The sequence below is a fragment of the Delftia sp. S65 genome (assembly GCF_016516495.1).
Lineage (GTDB): Bacteria > Pseudomonadota > Gammaproteobacteria > Burkholderiales > Burkholderiaceae_C > Comamonas > Comamonas acidovorans.
Map to the genome: position 1 here is coordinate 1 of NZ_JACVUR010000039.1, position 21,011 is coordinate 21,011.

At 68.6% G+C, this 21,011-nt stretch carries 10 protein-coding genes and 1 riboswitch; of the genes, 2 read left to right on the forward strand and 8 right to left on the reverse strand.

Going from position 1 to position 21,011, the window contains the following annotated elements; all coding sequences use genetic code 11:
- Positions 1–5,007: beta strand repeat-containing protein (locus tag IAE24_RS23825; protein ID WP_199961892.1), on the reverse strand; the 5,007-nt coding region annotated here is incomplete at its 3' end.
- A gap of 641 nt (positions 5,008–5,648) precedes the next feature.
- Positions 5,649–5,759, forward strand: a riboswitch (glycine riboswitch).
- Between the two features lie 92 nt (positions 5,760–5,851).
- Between IAE24_RS23825 and IAE24_RS23830 the strand changes: the two genes are divergently transcribed.
- Entirely contained in the window at positions 5,852–7,183 is a 1,332-nt protein-coding gene (locus IAE24_RS23830) for a D-amino acid dehydrogenase (RefSeq protein WP_034397938.1), read from the forward strand.
- A 47-nt stretch (positions 7,184–7,230) separates the two neighbouring features.
- Here the strand turns inward: IAE24_RS23830 and IAE24_RS23835 are convergent, their stop codons facing one another.
- The 4 genes from IAE24_RS23835 to IAE24_RS23850 all read right to left on the reverse strand — a co-directional run bounded on the left by IAE24_RS23835 (position 7,231) and on the right by IAE24_RS23850 (position 10,610).
- Entirely contained in the window at positions 7,231–8,466 is a 1,236-nt protein-coding gene (locus IAE24_RS23835; protein WP_034397936.1) for an FIST signal transduction protein, read from the reverse strand.
- A 76-nt stretch (positions 8,467–8,542) separates the two neighbouring features.
- Positions 8,543–9,499, reverse strand: a complete 957-nt coding sequence (locus IAE24_RS23840) for a PhaM family polyhydroxyalkanoate granule multifunctional regulatory protein (RefSeq protein WP_199961891.1) — start codon at positions 9,497–9,499, stop codon at positions 8,543–8,545.
- A gap of 142 nt (positions 9,500–9,641) precedes the next feature.
- Entirely contained in the window at positions 9,642–10,154 is a 513-nt protein-coding gene (locus IAE24_RS23845; RefSeq protein WP_199961890.1) for a copper chaperone PCu(A)C, read from the reverse strand.
- A gap of 96 nt (positions 10,155–10,250) precedes the next feature.
- Positions 10,251–10,610: a hypothetical protein gene (locus IAE24_RS23850; RefSeq protein WP_199961889.1), complete on the reverse strand. Its 360-nt coding sequence runs from the start codon at positions 10,608–10,610 to the stop codon at positions 10,251–10,253.
- A 119-nt stretch (positions 10,611–10,729) separates the two neighbouring features.
- Between IAE24_RS23850 and IAE24_RS23855 the strand changes: the two genes are divergently transcribed.
- Positions 10,730–11,392: a glutathione S-transferase family protein gene (locus IAE24_RS23855; protein ID WP_012202455.1), complete on the forward strand. Its 663-nt coding sequence runs from the start codon at positions 10,730–10,732 to the stop codon at positions 11,390–11,392.
- A gap of 18 nt (positions 11,393–11,410) precedes the next feature.
- On the opposite strand, the gene recD is transcribed toward IAE24_RS23855, so the two are convergent.
- From recD to recC, 3 genes are read right to left on the reverse strand one after another with little or no spacing between them, the layout of a single operon-like run.
- Complete coding sequence (recD, locus tag IAE24_RS23860) at positions 11,411–13,603, reverse strand: exodeoxyribonuclease V subunit alpha (protein WP_199961888.1); 2,193 nt, start codon at positions 13,601–13,603, stop codon at positions 11,411–11,413.
- On the reverse strand, positions 13,600–17,448 hold the full coding sequence (recB, locus tag IAE24_RS23865; protein WP_199961887.1) for an exodeoxyribonuclease V subunit beta: 3,849 nt from the start codon (positions 17,446–17,448) through the stop codon (positions 13,600–13,602). Before recB ends, recD begins: the two co-directional genes overlap by 4 nt.
- Positions 17,445–20,969, reverse strand: a complete 3,525-nt coding sequence (recC, locus tag IAE24_RS23870) for an exodeoxyribonuclease V subunit gamma (RefSeq protein ID WP_199961886.1) — start codon at positions 20,967–20,969, stop codon at positions 17,445–17,447. The genes recB and recC overlap by 4 nt, the downstream gene beginning before the upstream one ends.
- Positions 20,970–21,011: the final 42 nt, after the last annotated feature.

Genomic DNA, 21,011 nt, shown 5'->3' on the forward strand with positions numbered 1-21,011 from the left:
CACGCTGGTGGCGGGACCGAAGGCACTGGCAGCGTTGGACACGGAGAACGCATAGTTGAAGGGCGTGCCCACAGTCAGGCTGCCAGGGTTGGCCTTGGTGACACTGAGGTTCACCACGCTCACAAAATGAATTTGTGCGGCGCTTGGCGAATACGCGTTTGCTCCCACGGTGAACGTGCCACCCAGGGTTCCTGCAGGAATGCTGGTGGCGATGCTGTAGGTACCACTCGCTGTGCTGGTGGCAGTGATCGAGCAGATGCCCAGAGTTGCGCCGCTTGTTCCAGTGGTGCAAGTGGCCGACGCACCTGCCGCACCACCGTTCAGCTTCACGCCGGCAGTACCGGCAAAGGTGACGACCTCGCCGCCCTTGGGATTGCCACCGGCATCGCGCACATACGCTTCCACCACATCGGTTGCCGTGCCATTTGCGGCCGCGTTGTCGCTCACGACACGCAGGCCCGAATTGCTTGCCGAGGCATTGCCGGCGACAAAGGCCATCGATTGCGGGCTGTTGCCGATGGCAGCTGCACCCACCGTGGCGGCAGCCGAGTAAGTCGATGCGGTCACGCTGGTGAACGACACCGAGCAGGTCGCCGCCGCACCGGCAGTCGTGCAACTGGCGGTGGCAGGTGCCGCTCCGGCAGGCGTCACGCTGAAGTTCACGGCAACGCCGGTGACCGGATTGCCGAACGCATCCTTGGTGACCACGGAAACGACGTCCTGACCGCCACCGGCTGCCTGGTTGTTCACATCGACCGACATGGTCGAATTGGCGGGATCGACGGCACCTGCCGTAAAGACATAGGCAGCCGTCGCACCGTACGTATTGCCACCGGCGCTGACGCCGCTGCCGCTCAATGCGCCGCTCGCGATGCTTGCGCCGGAAGTGTAGGAACCCGCGACGGTTGTCTTGGCGGTGACCTGGCAGGTACCGGCCGCATTGGTGGTGCAGGTACCGCTGAAGGTGATGTTTGCGGTGGGAGAGAACGTGACAACGCTTCCGGCCACCGGATTGCCGTTGACATCTCCCACAAACGCTTCAAGCACATCTGTCGCCGAGCCATTGGCCGTGACCGGACTGCTGACGGTACGCACCCCCGACTTGGTGGGGTCGGCGGCATTGGCCGTGAAGTTGATCACGGCCGGACTGCCGTTTGCCACGCTCTGGGTGGTGGTGCCGTTGTTGTCCGTGGCTGTGAAGCTCGCCGCGCCCGCCACGGTGGATGTCACCGTGATGGAGCAGCGCGCTGGATTCGCATTGGCCGCAATCGTGCAGGAAGTTGCCGACGGCGTGCCGGCGCCGGTATGGACAAAGCCGATGGTGTGGGCGACCGTATCGACGGTTGCATTGCCATTGGCGTCCTGCAGTGCGACGGTCACCGTGCCGGTGCTCGTACCGTCGGCCATCACCGAGAGCGGCGTGGCACTGAGCAGATTGCCACTGGCTGTATTGCTGGGCGGCCCGGCAATGAAGGTGACCGATACCGGGCTGCCATTGCTCACGGCCGTTCCGTTGTCCGTTGCCGTGAAACTTGCGGTGCCGACCGTGGCCGATTTCACCGTCACGGAGCAGGTGGCCGGATTGGCGTTGGCCGCGATCGTGCACGTGGGTGCGGCCGGCGTGGTCGTGCCCACGCCCGTTTTGGTGAAGACAATCGTGTGCGCCACCGTATCCGTGGCGGGATTGCCATTGGCATCGCGCAGGGCCACGCTGATCGAGCTCGTGGCAGTGTTGTCTGCGACAACGCTGAGCGGACTGGCACTGATCAGGTTTCCATTCGCGCCATTGCTGGGCGAGCCGGCCGTGTAGTTCACCACAGCCGTAGCCGTGGCGGCCGAGCCATTGATGGTGAAACCAAAGGTGCCACTGCCGACTGCGGTAGGTGCCGTGACGGTTGCCGTGTACACCCCTGCGCTGCACGAACCCGCGCCGACCGCAGGCGAGCCCTGTGTTCCGCTGTTCAGCGTGAAGGCCACCGTATTGGCACAGGTCGCAATCGAATTGCCTGACGCATCCTTGAGCTGCGCCGTCAATGTGCTGGTTGCGGTGCCATTGGCAATGATGGAGGTCGGACTCGCAACGATGGTCGAGGCACTGGTACTTGGCGGACCCGCCGTGTAGCTCACTGAAGCCGTAGCAACTGCGGCAGAGCCGTTGATGGTGAATCCGAAGATCCCGCTGCCGACCGCCGTGGGCGATGTGACGGTGCCCGTATAGATGCCGGCAGTACATGAGGCCGCGCCCACACTCGGCGTTCCCTGCGTTCCGCCGTTCAGGGTGAATGCCACCGTGTTCGTGCAGGTGTTGATCGGATTGCTGCTGGCATCGACCAGTTGCACGCGCAGCACGCTGGTGGAGCTGCCGTTGGCCACGATCGATGTCGGTGTGGCGACTATCGTGGATGCACTCGTGCTCGGCGTTGCGGCCACATAGGAGACCGTTGCGGTGGCAACAGCCGCAGACCCGTTGATGGTGAACCCGAAGGTTCCGCTGCCGACCAGCACCGGCGATGTCACCGTCCCCGTGTACATGCCGGCACTGCAGCCCGTGACGCTGACGGCAGGAACGCCTTGCGTCCCCGCATTGAGGGTGAAGGCCACCGTATCGGTACAGGTGGTGACAAGGTTGCCTAAAGCATCCTTCAACTGCACGGCCAAGGTGCTGGTGGAGACGCCGTTGGCCGTAATCGATGGCGGACTCGCGGCGATTTCAGACCCGCTCGTGCTGGCCGGCAGCCCGGTGAAGCTGTAAGCAACCGGCGAAGGCTGATAGGTCACTGCGCCAGATACCGGGCTTCCACCCAATGGAAGATTGGAGAACGTGGCACCAGCGACTGACGACGACAAGGTCACGGGTGTGGTGAATGTTCCGGCGACACTGCTGCTGGCATTGATGGGAGACGCGCATTTTCCGCTGGAGTTGGTCGTGCAGCTGACTGCGGCGGAGCTGCCATTGAACGTGACACCTGCAGGCGGCGCTGCGAAGGTGACGGTGTCACTGCCCCCTGTCCAGGCATTGCCTTGGCCGTCAACAATGTAGACCTCCAGCAAGTCGCTGCTGCCAACAGGTTGATTGTTGGTCGTCGCCAGAACGCCGGATTTCAGGGCACAGGGAAAACCGGTGACGCTTGCCGCCGTTGAAAGCTGCGAGGTCTGGGCTCCGCCGGAATTGCTGTCCGTCACTGTGACTCGCACCTGGCCGCTGAGATACGAAGGAACGGTCAGCGTTCCCGAGGCTCCGGCCATGGTTTCGGAGCCCAGATAGACCTGCGCATCGTTGACGCCCGCGCCGGTCGGCGACCAAAAGGCTTCCACCGTATACGGTGCCGGCTCGCTCGCATTGGCATTTGCCGTGATATTGAATGTCCAGGTGCAGGCGGCGGTGTCACTGGCGCCAACGCCAAGGGTGGGGGTCCATCCGGTTTGTCCATTGCCCGTCGTCAGCAAACTGATGCCCGAGTTTGCAGCCACAGGCACGGAAAACAGCGTGTTCTGAGAAATCTTGAAGAAATCACGCGTAGTGATACGAATGGCACTTCTCGACTGGCTTGTCATCTTGTTGTTGCCAATCAATCCTGGTGCCGTACCCGTACCACCGATATTCACCCCGTCCCCGCCGCCAGTGAAGTTGTTATCGGTCACCGTCACTACCTGCGTCGTGCCTGAGGCTGCCGTATTCACCGTTGGTGCCGACACATGCGTTGGCGATGACCCGGTATAGGCGGCGATAGGCAGCGAGAAGGTATTACCCGTCACGGCCAGACCAATTCCATTGGCCAGGCTGATCGTTCCATCAACCGACACCACGGCCCTGGGCGCATTTCCACCAGTCGGGCTCAGTGCGATATTCGAATTTTTGATCGTCAATCCGTTGACGGTCATGTTCGACATGACCTGGAAAAACTGCTCGAGCTGCATTCCCCCGATAGGGTTGGGCAGATTCGTTACCGTGAAATTATCGACAACGATGTTGGAAACCGTGCCTGCACCGTTGCTTGCGGCAACGGAAATGGCCGAGCCCTTGTTATTGCCGTAATTTCCATTCCATATCGCGGAGTTGATTGTGCTATTGGCAAAGAATACGTTTTGTGCGCCTTGATGAATCTCCGCGTACAGCTCGCAGTTGAACGGCGTCCCCTCTCCCGCAGGGGTTGGCGCCACATTCACCAGACCGACGCGATCAATGATGACATTGTTTGCCGAGGAGCCAACGACGAATACCGCTTCGCCACAGGTCATGTTGGGCGAATTGGTGAGAGTGATATTCTTCCCACCAAGATAAAAGGTTTCCCAGGCGGAGTCCGCCCAGTTCTGGACTTGTATGACTCCCCCGAAATCGATGGTCAATGAGCCCGTGCCGGCTGGAACGGTGCCTTTGATCCAGTACCAGGCGCCACCGGCACCAGTGGTGGTGCCCGTATCGCCACCGCTGATCATCTGGGTTTGACCACAGGCATTGGTGGCTCCCGTCACGGCGCCGGACTGGGCTCCGCTGACGAATGTATTGGCACAGCGCACGTAAACCGTCTGATTGTCGACATACGGATGGAGGTTTCCGGCCGCATCCTTGGATGTCCCACTCTGTATGGTTCGTACCGACGTAGTCAGTGTCGGCGCAAAGACGATGGAAACATCGGCACTCGGATCCAGCGTTTGCAGCGTGTAGTTGGCTGCCTGAATGGCCGCTCGCAGCGTGCATGCGCCAGCAAAGGTGCCCCCCAACGTGCTGACACAGGTGGTTGGTGTCGTTGCATTGGCATTTGGAGCGTCGCTGTTGTCGGTGACCGTGAAGACGATGGTCGCCGCCAGTGCCGTGGATGAGATACCCGCGCATGAGAGCAGCAGCAAAGAGAACAGGTATTTCGCTGCACGCCACTTGCGAAAAAATGCCGAACCAGGCAGGCGATTGAGAACATGCATGATATTCCCCGTTTTCTCAAGGAGATATGACAGGAAAATGATTTTCCCAATGGCAATGGCCAACAGTTGTACCCAGCGCATTTGCATCGCCGTACCTCGAATAGTTCTATTTGAATCACGAGCTCACAACTCACCTTGCAGCCGGTGAGGTTGGAAGCAAAATGTTTCGCGCAGATCCTGCGCGTCAATCAGAAAAGGCGGATTTCCATCAACGTTTGCGAGCTGCTCCGCTGCCCATTGAGCCGGACACACCTTCAGTCGGGTTTGCGACGCAAATCATTCCTCCCTCCACATATTCACCGTGCTTGTATTTTTTCAGTGCCGGACCAGTTTCCATGGACCTGCACCTGTGCAACGGTAAGTCGCCTATCAGACATATACACAACTCATGGTTAACCCATGCAGGTCCAATCGACCAGAACATGCACTGACAAACCACCGCACACATCGATAGGCTAAATCATGTTTTTTTCTATTTCAATAGTTTTTTTACATGCAGTCGGAGACTCGTGCCAGCGCTACGAGGGAGGCGCTTGAGCGATCTAGGGAATACCCTGAATCGGCCACACCACATACAGGTAGTAACTGGTGGTATCCCGAGTACGACTGGAACCGGCTGCGCAAGCCACATAGAATCGCCCCTGCAGGAGAGCAGGCGGGCACCACGGTGCCGAGCCTCACCGAAGGCGCAAACTCCCATACACGCTCAGGTTCCGTACTGCAAACACAACATGCCGTCTGGAGAGCCGCCGCACGCAATATGCGGCGCACCGAAGGAGCAAGCCCCGTTCCCATGGACGGCGGTGAATCTCTCAGGTACCAAGGACAGGGGGAGCGGCAGCTGCGTCACGACGGACGCCGGCTGCTTGCTATTGAATCCATAGCTATCAGCTTCCGCGTGACCGGCACATGCCTTTGAAAGGGCATTGTCATGCGCGTCATCGTTCTCGGAGCCGGCCTGATCGGCACCGCCTCGGCCTACTATCTGCAATCTCTCGGTCATGAAGTGACCGTCATCGACCGCCAGGCTGCGCCCGGCGCCGAAACCAGCTTTGCCAACGGCGGGCAGATCTCGGTCAGCCATGCCGAACCCTGGGCCAACCCCGGCGCACCGCTGAAGTTGCTGGGCTGGCTGGGCCGGCAGGATGCCCCCCTGCTGTTCCGCCTGCGCGCCGACATGCGCCAGTGGCTCTGGGGCCTGTCCTTCCTGCGCAACTGCACGCCCGCGCGCACGCGCCACAACATCCAGCAGATCGTTCGCCTGGGCACCTACAGCCGCGAGGCCCTGCAGCAGCTGCGGTCGGACACCGGCATCCAGTACGAGCAGCGCATGCAGGGCATCCTGCACTTCTACACGAACGCCCGCGAGTTCGAGGGCGCGCTCAAGCCCACCGAGCAGATGCAGGCCCTGGGCTGCGACCGCCGCCTGATCGACGCCGACGAAGCCGTGCGCCTGGAGCCGGCCCTGGCCCATGTGCGCGGGCAGATAGCGGGCGCCACCTATACGGCCGAGGATGAATCGGGCGACGCCAACCTCTTCACGCGCGAGCTGGCACGCATTGCCACCACCACGGGCGTGCAGTTCCGCCACGGCCACCACGTCATGGCGCTGCGCACCACGGGTGCGGGCGCCAGCCGCCATATCGACCATGTGGAGGTGACCAATGCCGACGGCCGCTACGAACGCATCCAGGGCGACGCCTATGTGCTGGCCATGGGCTCGTTCAGCCCGCTGCTGGCCCAGCCGCTGGGGTTGCGCCTGCCCATCTACCCGGCCAAGGGCTACTCCGTGACCCTGCCGGTGCTGGACCCCGCCAAGGCCTACCAGGTCAGCCTCACGGACGATGAGTTCAAGCTGGTGTTCTCGCGCTACACCGGCGCGCAGGGCGACCGCCTGCGCATTGCCGGCACGGCCGAGTTCAACGGCTACGACCGCAACCTGGACCCCGTGCGCTGCGAGGCCATCGTGCGGCGCGTGCAGCAGCTGTTCCCCGGCGCCGGCGATACCGAACGCGCGCAATTTTGGAGCGGCCTGCGCCCCGCCACGCCCAGCAATGTGCCGCTGATCGGACGCTCGCCCATCGCCAACCTGTTCCTGAACACCGGCCACGGCACGCTGGGCTGGACCCATGCCTGCGGCTCCGGCATGGCGCTGGCCGACCTGGTCAGCGGCAGGCAGCCGGCCGTGGATTTCGATTTTCTGGGAGCTGCAGCCATGGACCCGGATCGCAGCGCAGGCACGGTGCGCCCGCGCGCGGTCTGAGGTTCAGACGGTGTGTACCGATACGGCGTGTACGGCGTGTACGACGCCTAGGCAGTGAACACCGTCAACACCCCGGCGAAGCGGTGCAGGCGGGCGTCCATGATCTCGGCTTCGGCGACGAAGCCGATCAATGGCACATCGCCCAGTGCGTGGCGCAGGGTGCGCAGCTCGGCATCGGGGCCGCCGAACAGGCCGCCGCCGCGGCCCCGGCAACTGATGTAGATGGCGCCACGGATGCGGGGCTGTGCCTCGCCTTCGGGCGCCGCCTCCTCGGGCTCCGCCGCATCGCGCAGCGCAGCGCCCAGTTGCAGCAGTTCCTGGCGCGCGACCTGGGCCTGGCGGCGGCAGAAGATCACCGAATGCCCGGCCTCCACGGCCGATGACAGGGCCACGCCCTGGCGCAGCGGGTCCAGCCCGACCAGGGTCAGCACCTGGGCCTCTTCGGTGAGCACGCCGTGGGCCATGCCCCGGCCCGGCGGCGCAATGGCCGCCAGCGTGCTGCGCACCGTGGTCAGCGCGGGCTGCCAGTCGCTGCCTTCCAGCTCCACGCCCAGCAGTTGCAGCAGGCGCTGCAAGGCCGGATCGCCATTGAGCCCGGTGACCAGGGCGCCGCGCGCCTCGGTGATCTCCAGGCCCTCGCCCAGCGGCACGCAGCCCTGGGCCATGCCCGTGATGCAGGGCACGCCCGCACCGAAGGCCACGCCCGAGAAGCCTCCGCTGAAAATGCCGCGCGCATCCGCATGCTGCGCATGCAGGTCCTCGGTGCGGCAGGCGATCTGCACGCCCTCCACGCCATCGTCCCCGTCATCGCCCACGCCGCCGAACAGCAGGCCGGACTCGGTGCGCTCGGACAGCTCGTACAGCAACTCGGCCAGCTCGGGCTGGCCGCCTCCGGCATGGACCAGGGCCGAATGGGCAGTGAACCCGGCCTCGCCGCCCGGCGCATGCAAGGGCGCCAGGCCCGAATACAGGCGGTAGTGCGCCGCCGGCACATCGAGCAGCATCACCGCGAGCGCGGAGCCGGACAGGTATTCATGGGACATGGCCAGCACGCCACCGGCCGAGCAGCCAGCCCAGTCCGCCACATGGGGCAAGGCCCTGGCCAGATGCTGCAGCAGCGGTCTTGCATGGGCGGCATGCGCGTGGGACAGGTACACCAGGCCCAGTCGGGGCCGCTGCGCGTGGCCCGGATCGGCCATCTGCGAGCGCAGTTGCAGCAGCACCGCATCGGCCGCGGCGCGCCAGTCGGAATGGCTGGCATGGCCTACAGGAAACAACGACATTCCAACCTTCTTTCTAGCCCTGCCAGCGCCCGGCTTGCGGAGGGCTCTAGACCATCCATGGGTGCCGCCGTGCCGCTCAGCGCGGTGGCCGGCTCTTGGCCGGCGCCTTGCCTGCGGCCGGTGCCTTGGCTGTTGTCTTTGCGGTGGTCTTTGCCGCCGTCTTCCTGGCCGCTGCCTTGGCTGGCGCTTTGGCCGGAGCTTTCGGTGGGGCTTTCGCAGCCGCCTTGGCGGCTCCGGCCGGGGCCTTGGCCGCCGGTGCAGCCGCCTTGCCTGCCTGCGCGGCGAAGGCGCCAGCCTGGGCCGTCATGCGGTCCATGGCGGCCTTGGCGATGTCGCCGGCCATGCCGGTGGCGCGCTGTGCGGCAGCCACGGCCTCGGGGGCCATGGGCTCGGCCATGGCCTTGGCGGCGATCTGCTGGAATTGCTGGGTCAGTGCGCCCCACCATTGCATGGCCTGGCCCATGGCGGCGGCCTGGGCAGTCTCGTCCTTGGGCGCAGAAGCTTCAGGGCCTGAGGCCTTGCTGCCGGCATCCGCGGATGCAGCGGCCGCAGCAGCTGCAGGCGGCTCGGCAGGGGGCTGTGCGGGCGCGGCCTGTGGCTTTTCCTGCTTGCCGGCCTTGCCGGCGGAGGACATGGGCCAGTCCGAGTGGTCGGACTGCCCCGCGCTGGCGGCACCCTTGCCCGCAGTGGCTGCAGCAGCGGTGGCGGCTGCAGCGGCGGGGAACTGGAAGGCCTGCGCCAGTTCGCCCATGCTGACGTTCATGCCCTGCAGGGTGGACAGCGTCATGCGCTGCACTTCCAGGGCCTGGATGGTGGCGGCCAGCGCCTTGCCATTTTGGTCCAGCCAGAACTGCACGGCCTTGAGTTCGGTGATGCGCTTGTCCACCTCCTCGATGCTCACCGTGGGCGCCACCCATTCGGGCAGGCGCCCCAGGGGCCGGGCGGTGGCCGATCCCGCGCTCTGGGCCAGGCCCTGCAGGAAGTCGAAACCGGGGATGAACTTGCCGAAACCGAAGGAGGACGCGTCACTCATGGCAGCACTCGCTAGGACTGGGTTGGAAGAGCATGCCGGAGAAGGATGCCGGCCATGCTCCCAGCTTAACCCAGGCACACGCCAAGTCCACGGCAAGTCATGCGCATGCGGCTGCGCACAAACCCGGTGCAATGGCGCTGGCTCAGTGCGAATGGCCTGCGTGGCCGCCGCCGTGGCCCGCTGCCGGGGCAGCCGCCGCGCCGGGCGCCATCGCGCGCACGGGGACCTGCAGGCTCAGGCGCGAGGTTTCGCCCTTGGCATCCTTGAACACCAGGGTGATGGGCACCTGGCTGTCCTTGAGCAGCGGGCTCTTGAGCTGCTGCAGCATGACGTGGTAGCCGCCGGGCTTCAGGTCCACGGCCACGCCCTTGGGCAGGTCCAGGCCGTCGATGGCGCGCATGCGCATCACATCGCCTTCCATCTTCATTTCATGCACCTCGGCCACGCCGGCGGCGGGCGACTCCACGCCCACCAGGCGCAGCGGCTCCTCGGCCGTCAGGCGCATGAAGGCGCCCGTGGCCTGCTGGCCCGGCACGCTGGCACGCGCCCAGGCGGCGTCGGCCTTGACGTGGGCGGCATCGGCATGGGCATGGGCCAGGCCCATGGACAGGGAGGCGGCGATCAGGAAAGGGGCGGTCCATTGACGCAGTGTCATCACGGTTTCTCCAGAAAATTCAATACGTTGCAGCACGGTCTGTGTGCCTTGCAAAAACAAAAGCCAAGCGAAAGAGGCAGGGATTGAAATGGGGAGTCACCGGGGCGGGGCGCGGGCCTGCGGCAAGGCCGGCATGGCCACGCTGTGGACGGAGGCCGGGTGCGCCCGTGGCTGCGCATCTGCCATCAGCGGTGCCGGGGCCGCACTGCACCGGGCGGGCGGCGGCGCCAGCGGGGGCAGGCACAGCGGGCAGTCGATGCCGTGGCTTCCGGCAAGGGCATTGTCCTGACCGGCCGGCGATGGCACCCAGACCGATTCGCCAGCGGCCGAGCACAGGCGCTCCCAGCCCGAGGCACGCGCCAGCGGCGCAAACGCCGATGCCAGCGCCACGCACAGCCACAGCCCCAGCGCCCAGCGGGCGCAGGCAGCCAAGGTGGAGGGCAGGCGAAGCGGCATGGCGCCATTCTAGGGGTCTGCCCCAGTCGTCATCTCCGGGACCGCGCCATGCCCTGCCCGCCCCTACCATCACAGGCGCGCACCCTCGCCTTCACCACAAACAACCCAAGGAGACACCCATGCTCACCCTGTGCGGATTCGCGGCCAGCAACTACTACAACAAGGTCAAGCTGGCCCTGCTGGAAAAGCAGCTGCCCTTCAACGAGGAACTGGACTGGCTGGGCGAGACCGACATGGCACTGTCGCCGCTGGGCAAGGTGCCGTACCTGCGCATCGACGACGGCCGTGGCCTGTGCGAGTCGGCCGCCATGGTCGAGTACGTGGAGACGCTGTCGCCCTCGCCGGCCCTGCTGCCGGCCGACGCCTTCGAGGCGGCCAAGGTGCGCGAGCTGTGCGTGTACCTGGACCTGCACTTGGAGCTGGTGGCGCGCATCCTCTACCCGCAGGCCTTCTTCGGCGGCCAGGTCAGCGACTCCACCCGGGAGCGCACGCTGGCCCAGCTCGACAAGAACGTGGCGGCCTTCGCCAAACTCGCGCGTTTCTCACCCTTCGTGGCGGGCGACAGCTTCACGCTGGCCGACTGCTGCGCCATCGTCCACCTGCCCCTGGTCAGCGCGGCCAGCAAGATCGTTGGCGGGCGCGACGTGCTGGCCGACCTGCCCGTGCGCGAGTACCTGGCGCGCATGGCCGAGCGGCCCACGGTGCAGCAGGTCAATGCCGACCGCAAGACCAATACGGCGCTGATGATGTCCCGCTACGCCAGCGACAAGACCCCGGCCTGAGCCGCCGCCCTGCCCGCCTCAGTCCTGCAGCCAGCGCAGCAGCCCGCTGGCGCGCTGCGTGGGGCTGCCAACGGCCGAGGCCAGCAGGCCCGGCACCTCGGAGAACAGCGAGAAGGCCTGGCGGGCGCGCGTGATGCCGGTGTAGACCAGCTCGCGCCCCAGCACGCTGCCGCCGCGCGAGGGCAGCACCAGGGCCGTGTGCTCGAACTCCGAGCCCTGGCTTTTGTGCACCGTCATGGCGAAGGCAGTCTCCACATGGGCCAGGCGGCTGACACCGACCGAGCGCAGCTCATCACCCTGCAGGAAGTACACGCGCAGCGGCTGCCCGGGCGCACCCTGCGAGCCCCCCTGTGACCCGCCATGCGACCCGCCCTGCGACCCACCCGGCAGCGCAATGCCGATGTCACCGTTGAACACGCCCAGCTGCGCATCGTTGCGCGTGACCATGACGGGCCGGCCCGCATACCATTCGCCGCTGCGGCGGATCGCGCCCTGCGTTTCCAGGGCCTGCTCCACCGCCCGGTTGAGGCCGGACACGCCCCAGTCCCCCTCACGCACGGCGCACAGCAGCCGGAAGCGCTCGAAGGCCTGCAGCACATCGACCACCCAGGCCCGGTGCGCGGCCTCGTAGCCGCCGTCCGCAGCCGGCCTGTTTTGCAGCGCCCTGGCATACAGCGCATAGCTGGCCAGGCCGCCACGCCCGCGCACGGCCAGTTCGGTCACGGCCTGCACGCCGCCGCCCTGGCGCTCCCAGAGTTCGGAGTGCGTACCGCCTTGCGTGCCGGCATCGAGCAAGGCCTGGGCCTGCGCGGCGTGGCCGGCATTCACGGCGCGCGCCAACTGGCCGATGGGACCACCGAAGCGCCGGCTTTCGCGCAGCATGACGGTGTGTTGCGCAAGAGCCGGAGGCCGGTCGCCTGCCGGCGCCGCGAACTGCGGCGGCACCGCCTGGCCGGCCACGCGCAGCGCATAGTCCAGCGTGTCCGGCAGGTAGCGTCCGGCCTGGGCATCGCGGCACAGGTCGCCCAGCACGGCGCCCGCCTCCACCGAGGCCAGTTGGTCCTTGTCGCCCAGCAGCACCAGGCGGGCGCCGGCCGGCAGTGCCTCCAGCAGCGCCGCCATCATCTCCAGGTGGACCATGGAGGCCTCATCGACGATGAGCACGTCCACGTCCAGCTGCCGGCCTGCATGGAATCCCCAGTGCCGCGTATCGGGCCGCGCGCCCAGCATGGAGTGCAGGGTGCGCGCCGCGCCCATGCGCTGCACCAGGCCCGCCAGGTCGATCTCGCCGCCCATGCTGCCCTGCAATTGCAGCAAGGCCCCGTCGATCGATTGCTTCAGGCGCGCAGCCGCCTTGCCCGTGGGCGCGGCCAGGGCCACGCGCAGCTGGCCGGCGTCGGGCGCCGTGGCAAACAGCAGGGCCAGCAGCCGCGCGGCGGTATAGGTCTTGCCGGTGCCGGGGCCGCCCGTGATCACCGACAGCCGGCCACGCAGCGCCAGCGCGCAGGCCAGCTTCTGCCAGTCCACGGGGCTGCCTTCCGCCGCAGGCGGGAACAGGCGGTCCAGCCAGTGGCGGGCCAGGGCTTCGTCCAGCGGCTGGCCGGCCACGGCCTGCGCCGCCGTGCGCTGGATGACATGGGTGGCCACGGCGCGCTCGTAGTCCCAGTAGCGGCGCAGGTACAGCAGCGGCGCGGGGCCGTCGGCACCGGCCAGCACCAGGGGCTGGCCACGGTCCTCGCCGCCATCCTGGCCCGCGTCGCCGACCACGCGCACCACGGGGCTAGCACCCAGCGCCGCCACCCAGCCGGACAGGCGCGCGGGCAGCATCTGCCACAGGGCCTGCTGCGCGGGCAGCGCCTCGGCGGGCCAGGCCAGCACGTCGTTGGGGTTGCCGGCCAGCGGCGCCAGGGGCAGGCAGCTGTGGCCGCGCCCCTCCATCTGCGCCAGCAGCGCGGCGGCCACCAGCAAGGCGGGCCCGGCCTGCGCATCCTGCCCGGCGACGAAGGAGGCCAGCGCCGCATCCAGGCGCCGCAGCAGGCCGGCATCGGCCCAGCGGCGCAGCAGGGCCAGCACTTCATTGGTGTCTGGCGGCACGGCGCCCAGCGGTTTGCCGCCCAGCGATGCGTCGCCCGGCGGTTCGCCGCCCGGCCGTTCGTCGAACAGGTCCAGCGTGGCCGTATCGACGGTCCGCGAACGGGGGCGCGGGCTCATGGCGGCTCCTGCATATCGGCGCGGCCGGGACCGAGCAGTTCATCGAGCGCATCAAGCAAGGGCAGCTCGGGCGCCATGGCATGCATGCCACCGGCCGGGCCATCGATGCCGCGCAGAAAGTAGTACAGCGCGCCGCCCAGCTGGCGCTGCGGCTCGTAGGCCGTGCCCAGCCGGCTGCGCAGCAGCCGGTGCAGGGCCAGCAGGTAGAGCGCGGCCTGCACGTCGTAGCGGTGGTGAAGCATGGCGCGGGCCAGGGCCTCCTGGCCGTATGCGGCGCAGTCCGGACCCAGGTGGTTGCTCTTGTAGTCGAGCACCCAGTAGCGGCCCTCGTGGCAGAACACCAGGTCGGCAAAGCCCATGAGCATGCCGTGCAGCGAGCGCTGGGGCAGCGCGGGCCGCTCCTGCCCCGGCAGGATGAAGCGCCGGCACAGCTGGTCGATGCGCTCGGCCGGCAGCTGGCGCGCGGGCAGCCAGAACTCCATCTCGGACAGTTGCGGCCCCAGCGTGGCCAGCGTGACATCGAGCGGCGCCAGCGGCTGGTGGACCACGGCCGTGAGCCAGGCCAGCAGGTCGCGCGCCTGCTCGCCCCGGCCCGCGCGCTCGCAGCGGCGCACCAGGCGATCAGCGAGCGCACCCTGGCCGTCCACGGGCAGGGCAAAGTCTTCGCCGCCCAGCCATTCCAGCTGGTCATGCACGAAGTTGCCGACCACGGGGCCGCGCAGAAAGCGGTGCCAGACCGCAGGCCCAGCGGCCGGTCCATCCTGCAGGGGCTGCAGGCCCGCCAGGCCGGCAATGTCCGCCAGTTCCGGCGATGGCGGCGGCTCCAGCGCCTGCTCATCCTCGGCCGGGCGCTGCACGGCCACGGGCAGCACGGGCAGGCTGGGCGCGGCCATGGCACGCACCAGGGCCGAGAAGCTGCCGATGCCCCAGCGGGTGTCGAAGCGCGCGTCGTAGGCCGGGGCATCGTGCAGCGGGGTGGCGCCGGCCGGGGGCTGCCAGCGCGTGCGCTGCAGTGGCCCGGCATCCAGGTCGCGCCAGGCCATGTGCGGGTCTTCGCCGCACAGCTGCTGCAGGCCGTCGCGCCAGCCCTGGGCAGAGCGCGGCTCGGTGCCGCCCAGCAGGTAGCCCGCTGCGCCCTGCTCGTTCACGCAGGCCTTGCCGTTGCCACGCTTGAGCGGGGCCAGGCCCAGCCACAGCGCATGGCGCGGGCGGGTGAGCGCCACGTAGAACAGGCGCAGGTCCTCGCGCAGCCGCTCGCGGTCGGCCTGGGCAAGCTCCTCGTCGCTGAAGTCCAGCAGCAATCGGCGGGCCGGAGCCGCGTCGTCTTGCGACTCGTCCTGCGCGGACAGGGTCAGGAATGGCGTTCTGGCCCGTTCCATGGGGCGGAAGCTGCCCGCAAACGGCAGGCAGACCAGCGGGTACTCCAGGCCCTTGCTCTTGTGCACGGTGACGAGCTTGACCAGGTCGGCATCGCTTTCCAGGCGCACCACCTGCTCCTCGCTGCCGCTGCCCGGCGTCTCGATCTGGGTGGCCAGCCAGCGGATCAGGGCCTGCTCGCCCTCCAGCTGGGCGCTGGCGGTCTGCAGCAGCTCGGCCAGGTGCAGGTAGTTGGTCAGGCGCCGCTCGCCGCCCATGGCCGGGTCCTGCAGCCAGCGCACGGGCAGGTCCAGCCGGTACAGGGTCTGGCGCAGCATGGCCAGCACGCCCAGGCGCAGCCAGATGCTGTGCAGTTCGCGCAGCTGCTCGCTGCGCACGTCAAAGGCTTCCTCGTCGGCGGCCAGCCAGGCCAGCTCGTCCAGCGACAGGCCGATGAGCCGCGTGGCCAGGCCCGCGCGCACGGCCTGGGCATCCAGCGGCGCGGCGACGGCGCGCAGCCAGTACAGCAGGTCATGGGCCTCGTCGCTGGCGAACACCGAATCCTGGTCCGACAGGTAGACCGAGGCCACGGCGCGCGCCTGCAGTTCTCGGCGCACGGCGGCCGCCTCTCGGCCCGTGCGCACCAGCACGGCGATGTCGGCAGGCCGCAGGCGCACAAGGCGGCCATCGGGCTGCACAAAGCCGGCCTGCGGGTCGGCCAGCCACTGCACGATCTGCTCGGCGCAATGGGCCGCAAAGCGGCGCCGCACCTCGTCGGCCGACAAAGGCAGGGGAATGCCGGTGTCCTCGTCGCGGCCCGCACTCCAGGCCACGGTGAGGGCGGGCATGGCGCCGTCGCGCGTGTGCAATTGCTCGCTGCGCCCCTGGGCGGCCACGGGCTCGAACGGCAGCGGGTTGTGGCTGCCGCGCCGGAACATGAAGGCGCCCTCGCCCGGCCGCTGCTCGGCCTGCGCGAACCAATGGTTGACGGCGCCCACCAGCGCCTGGGTGGAGCGGTAGTTGGTGCCCAGCACGTAGTGGCGGCCCTCGGTGGCGCGGCGCGCCTGCAGGTAGCTGTGGATGTCGGCGCCGCGAAAGCCGTATATGGACTGCTTGGGGTCGCCGATCAGCAGCAGGGCGCTGTGCGGGTCGTTGGCCGCCGTGCGGTAGATCTGGTCGAACAGGCGGTACTGCAGCGGCGAGGTGTCCTGGAATTCATCGATCAACGCCACCGGGTACTGGGCCAGGATGCGCTCGCGCAGCACGGCGCCGTTGTCGCCGGCCAGGGCCGTGTCCAGGCGCTGCAGCATGTCGGCAAAGCCGAAGCTGCCGGCCTGGCGCTTGAGGTGGGCCAGCCGCTGCGCCACGCGCGCGGCCGCATGCAGGCGCACGGCCACGCTGACGGGCGGCAGTTGCTCCAGCTGCACCAGCAGCGCCTGCAGCTCGTCCAGCTCCAGCGGCATGAGCACATCGCCGGCCGATCCCTTGAAGGCCTCGGCCAGGCCCTCGGGGCTGAGGCGGTGGCGCGCGGCCTCGGTCAGCGCCAGCGGGCCGTCCAGCGGCGCGCGCGACCAGTCGGCCAGCGCGGCCAGCCAGCCGGTGTAGCGCGCGGGCTGCAGCTTGCGCTTGTCCCACAGCGCGCCATGGCCGTCGAGCTGTCCATCCAGCCACAGCTGCAGGCGCTGTGCCTTGTCGTCCCAGCCGGCCGCCAGGGCCAGCAGGCGGCTGCGGCGCTGCTCCATGGCGCGCTGCAGGCAGTCGGCCAGGCTGCCCTCGCCCGCGCCGGGCACGGGGGGCTCGCGCAGCAGGGCGCGCATGTCATCGACCAGGGCGCCGACGTGGGGCCAGATCTTCAGGACCTCGTCCAGCAGCTCGTCGGACAGCGGGTAGCACTGCTGGCGCCAGTAGTCCTGCGCGGCCTCGGTCTGGCGCTGGCTTTCGTCGGGCTCCAGCGTTTCGTCGAAGAGGTTGCCGCTGTCGAAGGCATGCTCGCGCAGCATGCGCTGGCACCAGGCGTCGATGGTGTGAATGGCCGCGTCGTCCATGCATTCGGCCGCCATGGCCAGGCGCCAGGCCGCGCGTTCACGGGCCGCGCCTTCGGGGTAGGCCTCGCGCAGCGCGTGCAGGAAGCCGTCGTGGGGCGCGGGCTCGGCCTCGCCGCGAAAGCACTGCACGGCCTCGATCAGGCGCTTGCGTATGCGGTCGGACAGCTCGCGCGTGGCCGCGCGCGTGAAGGTCATGACGAGGATGTCGGGTGGCATCAGCGGGCGCTCGAAGGCCGTGCTGCTGATGCCGTCCAGGCTGCCCTCGCCATGCCCCAGCACCAGTCGCAGGTAGAGCGCGGCGATGGTCCAGGTCTTGCCGGTGCCGGCGCTGGCCTCGATCAGGCGGCTGCCCCACAGCGGGAAGCGCTGTGCGTCGAGCACATGGCTGGTCACGTCGCCGTCCACATCGCCAGACGCGGCGCCGATCATTTCGCTCGCGCTCATTGCGCATCCCCCTGGTACGGCAGGACCTGCACCTGCGCGGCCACCCAGTCGAGCAGCGGCGCGTGGGCGGCATGGGCCAGGGCCTCGAAACGGCCATCGGCGCTCAGCCGTTCGAAGTCCGGGTAGCAGCGGGCCCAGGACGGGTCCTCGCCTTCGCCGCCGACCAGATGACCGCCCTCATAGGCCTGCTGTGCCGCAGCGGGAAAGCCTTCGGCCATGGCCAGGCCGCTGCGCAGCGGCAGGGGCAGCGGGCCGTTCTGGCCTTCGCGCCACAGGGCCATCAATTCACGCAGCCGTGCCAGCGCGTCGGAGGGGTCCATGGGCAGCACCTGCACCAGGCCGTCGCGCGCCACCACGCGCAACTCGGCCTGCGAGCCGCTGGCGGCCAGCGCCAGGCTGCGCAGGTAGACCGGCATGAGCTTGTCGGCATGGGGCCTGCCCTTGGCATTGAGCAGGTTGCGCGGGTCCAGCAGCAGCCAGCACTGTGCGTCGTCCGCATCGGGGGACTCTTCGGTTTCGCAGGACTGGCGCAGCCCGTCGATCCAGTCGTCGAACACCAGGCCATCGTCCTCGATCAGCAGCCGCCTGCGTGGCGCGGGATGGGCATACCGATCCAGTTGCTGGCGCCAGGCCCGCAGCGAAGGCGTGACCGAGGACTGCAGCGCCCGCGCGCCGCGCTCGCCCAGCCCCGCCAGCGGCAGCCGCCCCGAGCGCGTGAGGCGCGCCACGGCCGCACGCACGCTGTCTTCCATGGCCTGGGGCGCCTGCCCGGGCTCGTCCAAGCCGGCCGCCACCTGCTGCTGCAACTGCTGCACCAGAAGGTATTCGGTCAGGCCGTCGAGCTGGAACAGCTCCTCGTCCACCACGGGGTTGTCCTCCTGCTCGAAGCGCACCTGCAGGCGCTGGCGCAGGTAGGCGCGCGCCGGGTGGCGCAGGAAATCGGTGAGCCGGGCCAGCGTCAGCGGCGCCGAGGCGTCGGGGACAAAGGGCGGGCGCGGCTGCGCGGGCAGCGCAGGCAACGCGTCCGTGCCGTCCGACTGCGCATGCGCGGCCCGCCATTCGCGCGCATAGGTGGACCACGGCGAGCCTTCTTCGAAATAGCGGCGGCTGAAGGGCTGCAGCGGATGCTGCTGCGTGCGCTGCGCCAGCAGCGGCTTGCCGCCTTCGCCGCGCCAGCCTGTCTCCAGGTAGTCGCGCAGCTGGGAGACCAGGACCGAGGGCGGCTGCTCGCTGTTGTCGCGCACATGGTGGCCGGTCCAGCTGATGTAGAGCGCGCGGCGCGCGGACAGCAGGGCTTCGAGCATGAGCTGGCGGTCATCGTCGCGGCGCGCGCGGTCGCCGGGGCGCTGCTGGCCGGGCAGCGCCATCAGGTCGAAGTCGCTGCGCATGGCGCGGCGCGGATAGTCGCCATCGTTCATGCCCAGCAGGCAGACCACCTCGAAGGGAATGGCCCGCATGGGCATCAGCGTGCAAAAGGTCACGCCACCGGCGCGAAAGCGCTGCGACAGCGAGGGCTGCTCCAGCGCCTGCATCCAGGCCTCCTGAGCCACGCCCAGTTCCACGGCGTCCGCATAGCCGGCCTGCTCGCAGGCGCGCTGCCAGTCCGTGAGGGCGGCGTCCAGCGCGGCCAGCATGGCCTCGTCCTCATCGTCCTGCGCCTTGAAGAAGTCCTGCAGCAGTGCGCGAAAGCGCTGCGCCCAGACCTCGGTCGTGGCGGGCCGCCCGGCCTCGCGCCACCAAGCCAGCATGCGCTCCAGCAGCGCGGCCAGCACGCCGGCCAGCTCGGCCGACAGGCCGCCCACTTCGTCATAGGGCTCGATGCCGCCAAAGGCCTGGCCGTCCTGCGCCACGCCGCCGGCATAGCCCAGCAGCATGCGCTGCAGGCCGAACCAGGCGCTGTTGTGCTCGCCACAGGCCTGCAGGCCCAGGGCGCCGCGCTGCGGCGCATTGAGTCCCCAGCGGATGCCGGCCCCGGCCATCCAGCGCGTGAGCTGGGGCAGGTCGTCGGCCGCCAGCCCCATGCGCGCGGCAATCGCGGGCACGTCCAGCAGATCGCACAGCTCGCTGAGCCGGCAGCGCTGCTGGGGCAGGCGCAGCAGCCATTGCAGGGCCACGGCCAGCGGGCTGCTGGCGCGCGCACCCAGGTCGGCGATGTCGAAGGGAATGTGGCGCGGGTCATGGCGGCCGTACTGGCCGAAGACCGCGCGTATCGAGGGCGCTGCCGTCTCTATGGACGGCAGCATGACCACCACGTCACGCGGGGCCAGTGGCGCTTGCCCTGGCTGGGCGGGATCCGTTGGCCGGGCCAGCATCTGCAGCAGCTGGTCGTGCAGCACCTCCAGCTCGCGCACCACGCTGTGGGCGCTGTGAAAGACGATGGAACGGTCGGCCCGCGCCACCTCCAGCGGCGGGTGCTCGGCCAGCGGCACCAGGTCGCGGATGCGCTGCTGCACCTGGGCCAGCAGCGGCGCGGTGCGCAGGTCCTCGGCATCGGTTTCGTCGAACAGGTCCACGCGCGGCATCTGCAGCTGCGCGGCGGCACCCGTGGTGTCGAAGGCGTCGAGCTGGCGCACATAGTCGCGGCTTTGCCGGCCCCAGGCGGCCAGCAGCGGATGGGCGTGGGCGTGCATGGCCTCCAGCGGCAGCTGCGCCAGATCGCGCCCGCCGCGCAGCGGCTGGCGGCGCCGCGCCATGCGCAGCAGCTCGCGCCCGTCGATGGCGTCGGCCCAATGGAAGCGGCAGGGATTGGGCACGGCCAGCAGCACCTGGCTGTGGCGGGCAATGGCGGCCAGGAATTCCAGCAGGCTCAGCGGCAACTGGCTGATGCCGAACACCACCACGCGGCGCGCCAGCGGCGCGGCCGGCGCCTCGCCGGACTGCAGCGCGGCCAGCACCCGGCCCTGCAGGCGCGCGCGCGTGGCGCCGCGCTGGTCCTCGTCCAGCTCGGCCAGCACGGCGCGCCACAGGCGCGGCTGCCACTGCTGGCCTTCGGGCACCGGGGCGTCCGCCACACCAGGGCGCAAGGGCATGGGCAGCACGTCATGCCCGGCCTCCCAGGCGTCCAGCCAGTCGGCGCGGTAGATCTGGTATTGGTCGAAAAGGTCGGCCAGGCGCTGGGCCAGCTGCAGCAGCCGCTCGGGCTCGCCGGGGCGCAGAAAGCCTGCAATGGGGGCGAAGGCCGGGTCATGCAGGCACTGCGGCAGCAGGCGCATGAGCCGCCAGGTCATGGGCGTCTTGTCCAGCGGCGATTCGCGCGGCACGGCCTGGCGGCCCAGCACCTGGCGGTAGCTGCGCCAGACAAAGCGCGCGGGCAGTTCCACGCGCGCGGCGGCGCACACGCCCAGCTGCTCGGCCATGCGCATCTTGAACCACTCGGCCATGCCGTTGCTCTGCACCAGCACCACCTCGGGCTCCAGCACATCCAGCGGGTGCGCAGCCAGCCATGCCAGCACCGTGTCGGCCAGCACCTCCGTCTGATTCCCGTGCAGGGCGATCAAGCCCGGCTGCCAATGCGATGCCACCTCTGCGCCCCCGTGCTCCAAGCCATGCGAGCAGCGAGCTTA

Bases quoted from the DNA above. Each gene is read 5' to 3' on its own strand.
- IAE24_RS23830 (WP_034397938.1), top strand. From the start codon at position 5,852: ATGCGCGTCATCGTTCTCGGAGCCGGCCTGATCGGCACCGCCTCGGCC.
- IAE24_RS23835 (WP_034397936.1), bottom strand. From the start codon at position 8,466: ATGTCGTTGTTTCCTGTAGGCCATGCCAGCCATTCCGACTGGCGCGCC.
- IAE24_RS23840 (WP_199961891.1), bottom strand. From the start codon at position 9,499: ATGAGTGACGCGTCCTCCTTCGGTTTCGGCAAGTTCATCCCCGGTTTC.
- IAE24_RS23845 (WP_199961890.1), bottom strand. From the start codon at position 10,154: ATGACACTGCGTCAATGGACCGCCCCTTTCCTGATCGCCGCCTCCCTG.
- IAE24_RS23850 (WP_199961889.1), bottom strand. From the start codon at position 10,610: ATGCCGCTTCGCCTGCCCTCCACCTTGGCTGCCTGCGCCCGCTGGGCG.
- IAE24_RS23855 (WP_012202455.1), top strand. From the start codon at position 10,730: ATGCTCACCCTGTGCGGATTCGCGGCCAGCAACTACTACAACAAGGTC.
- recD (WP_199961888.1), bottom strand. From the start codon at position 13,603: ATGAGCCCGCGCCCCCGTTCGCGGACCGTCGATACGGCCACGCTGGAC.
- recB (WP_199961887.1), bottom strand. From the start codon at position 17,448: ATGAGCGCGAGCGAAATGATCGGCGCCGCGTCTGGCGATGTGGACGGC.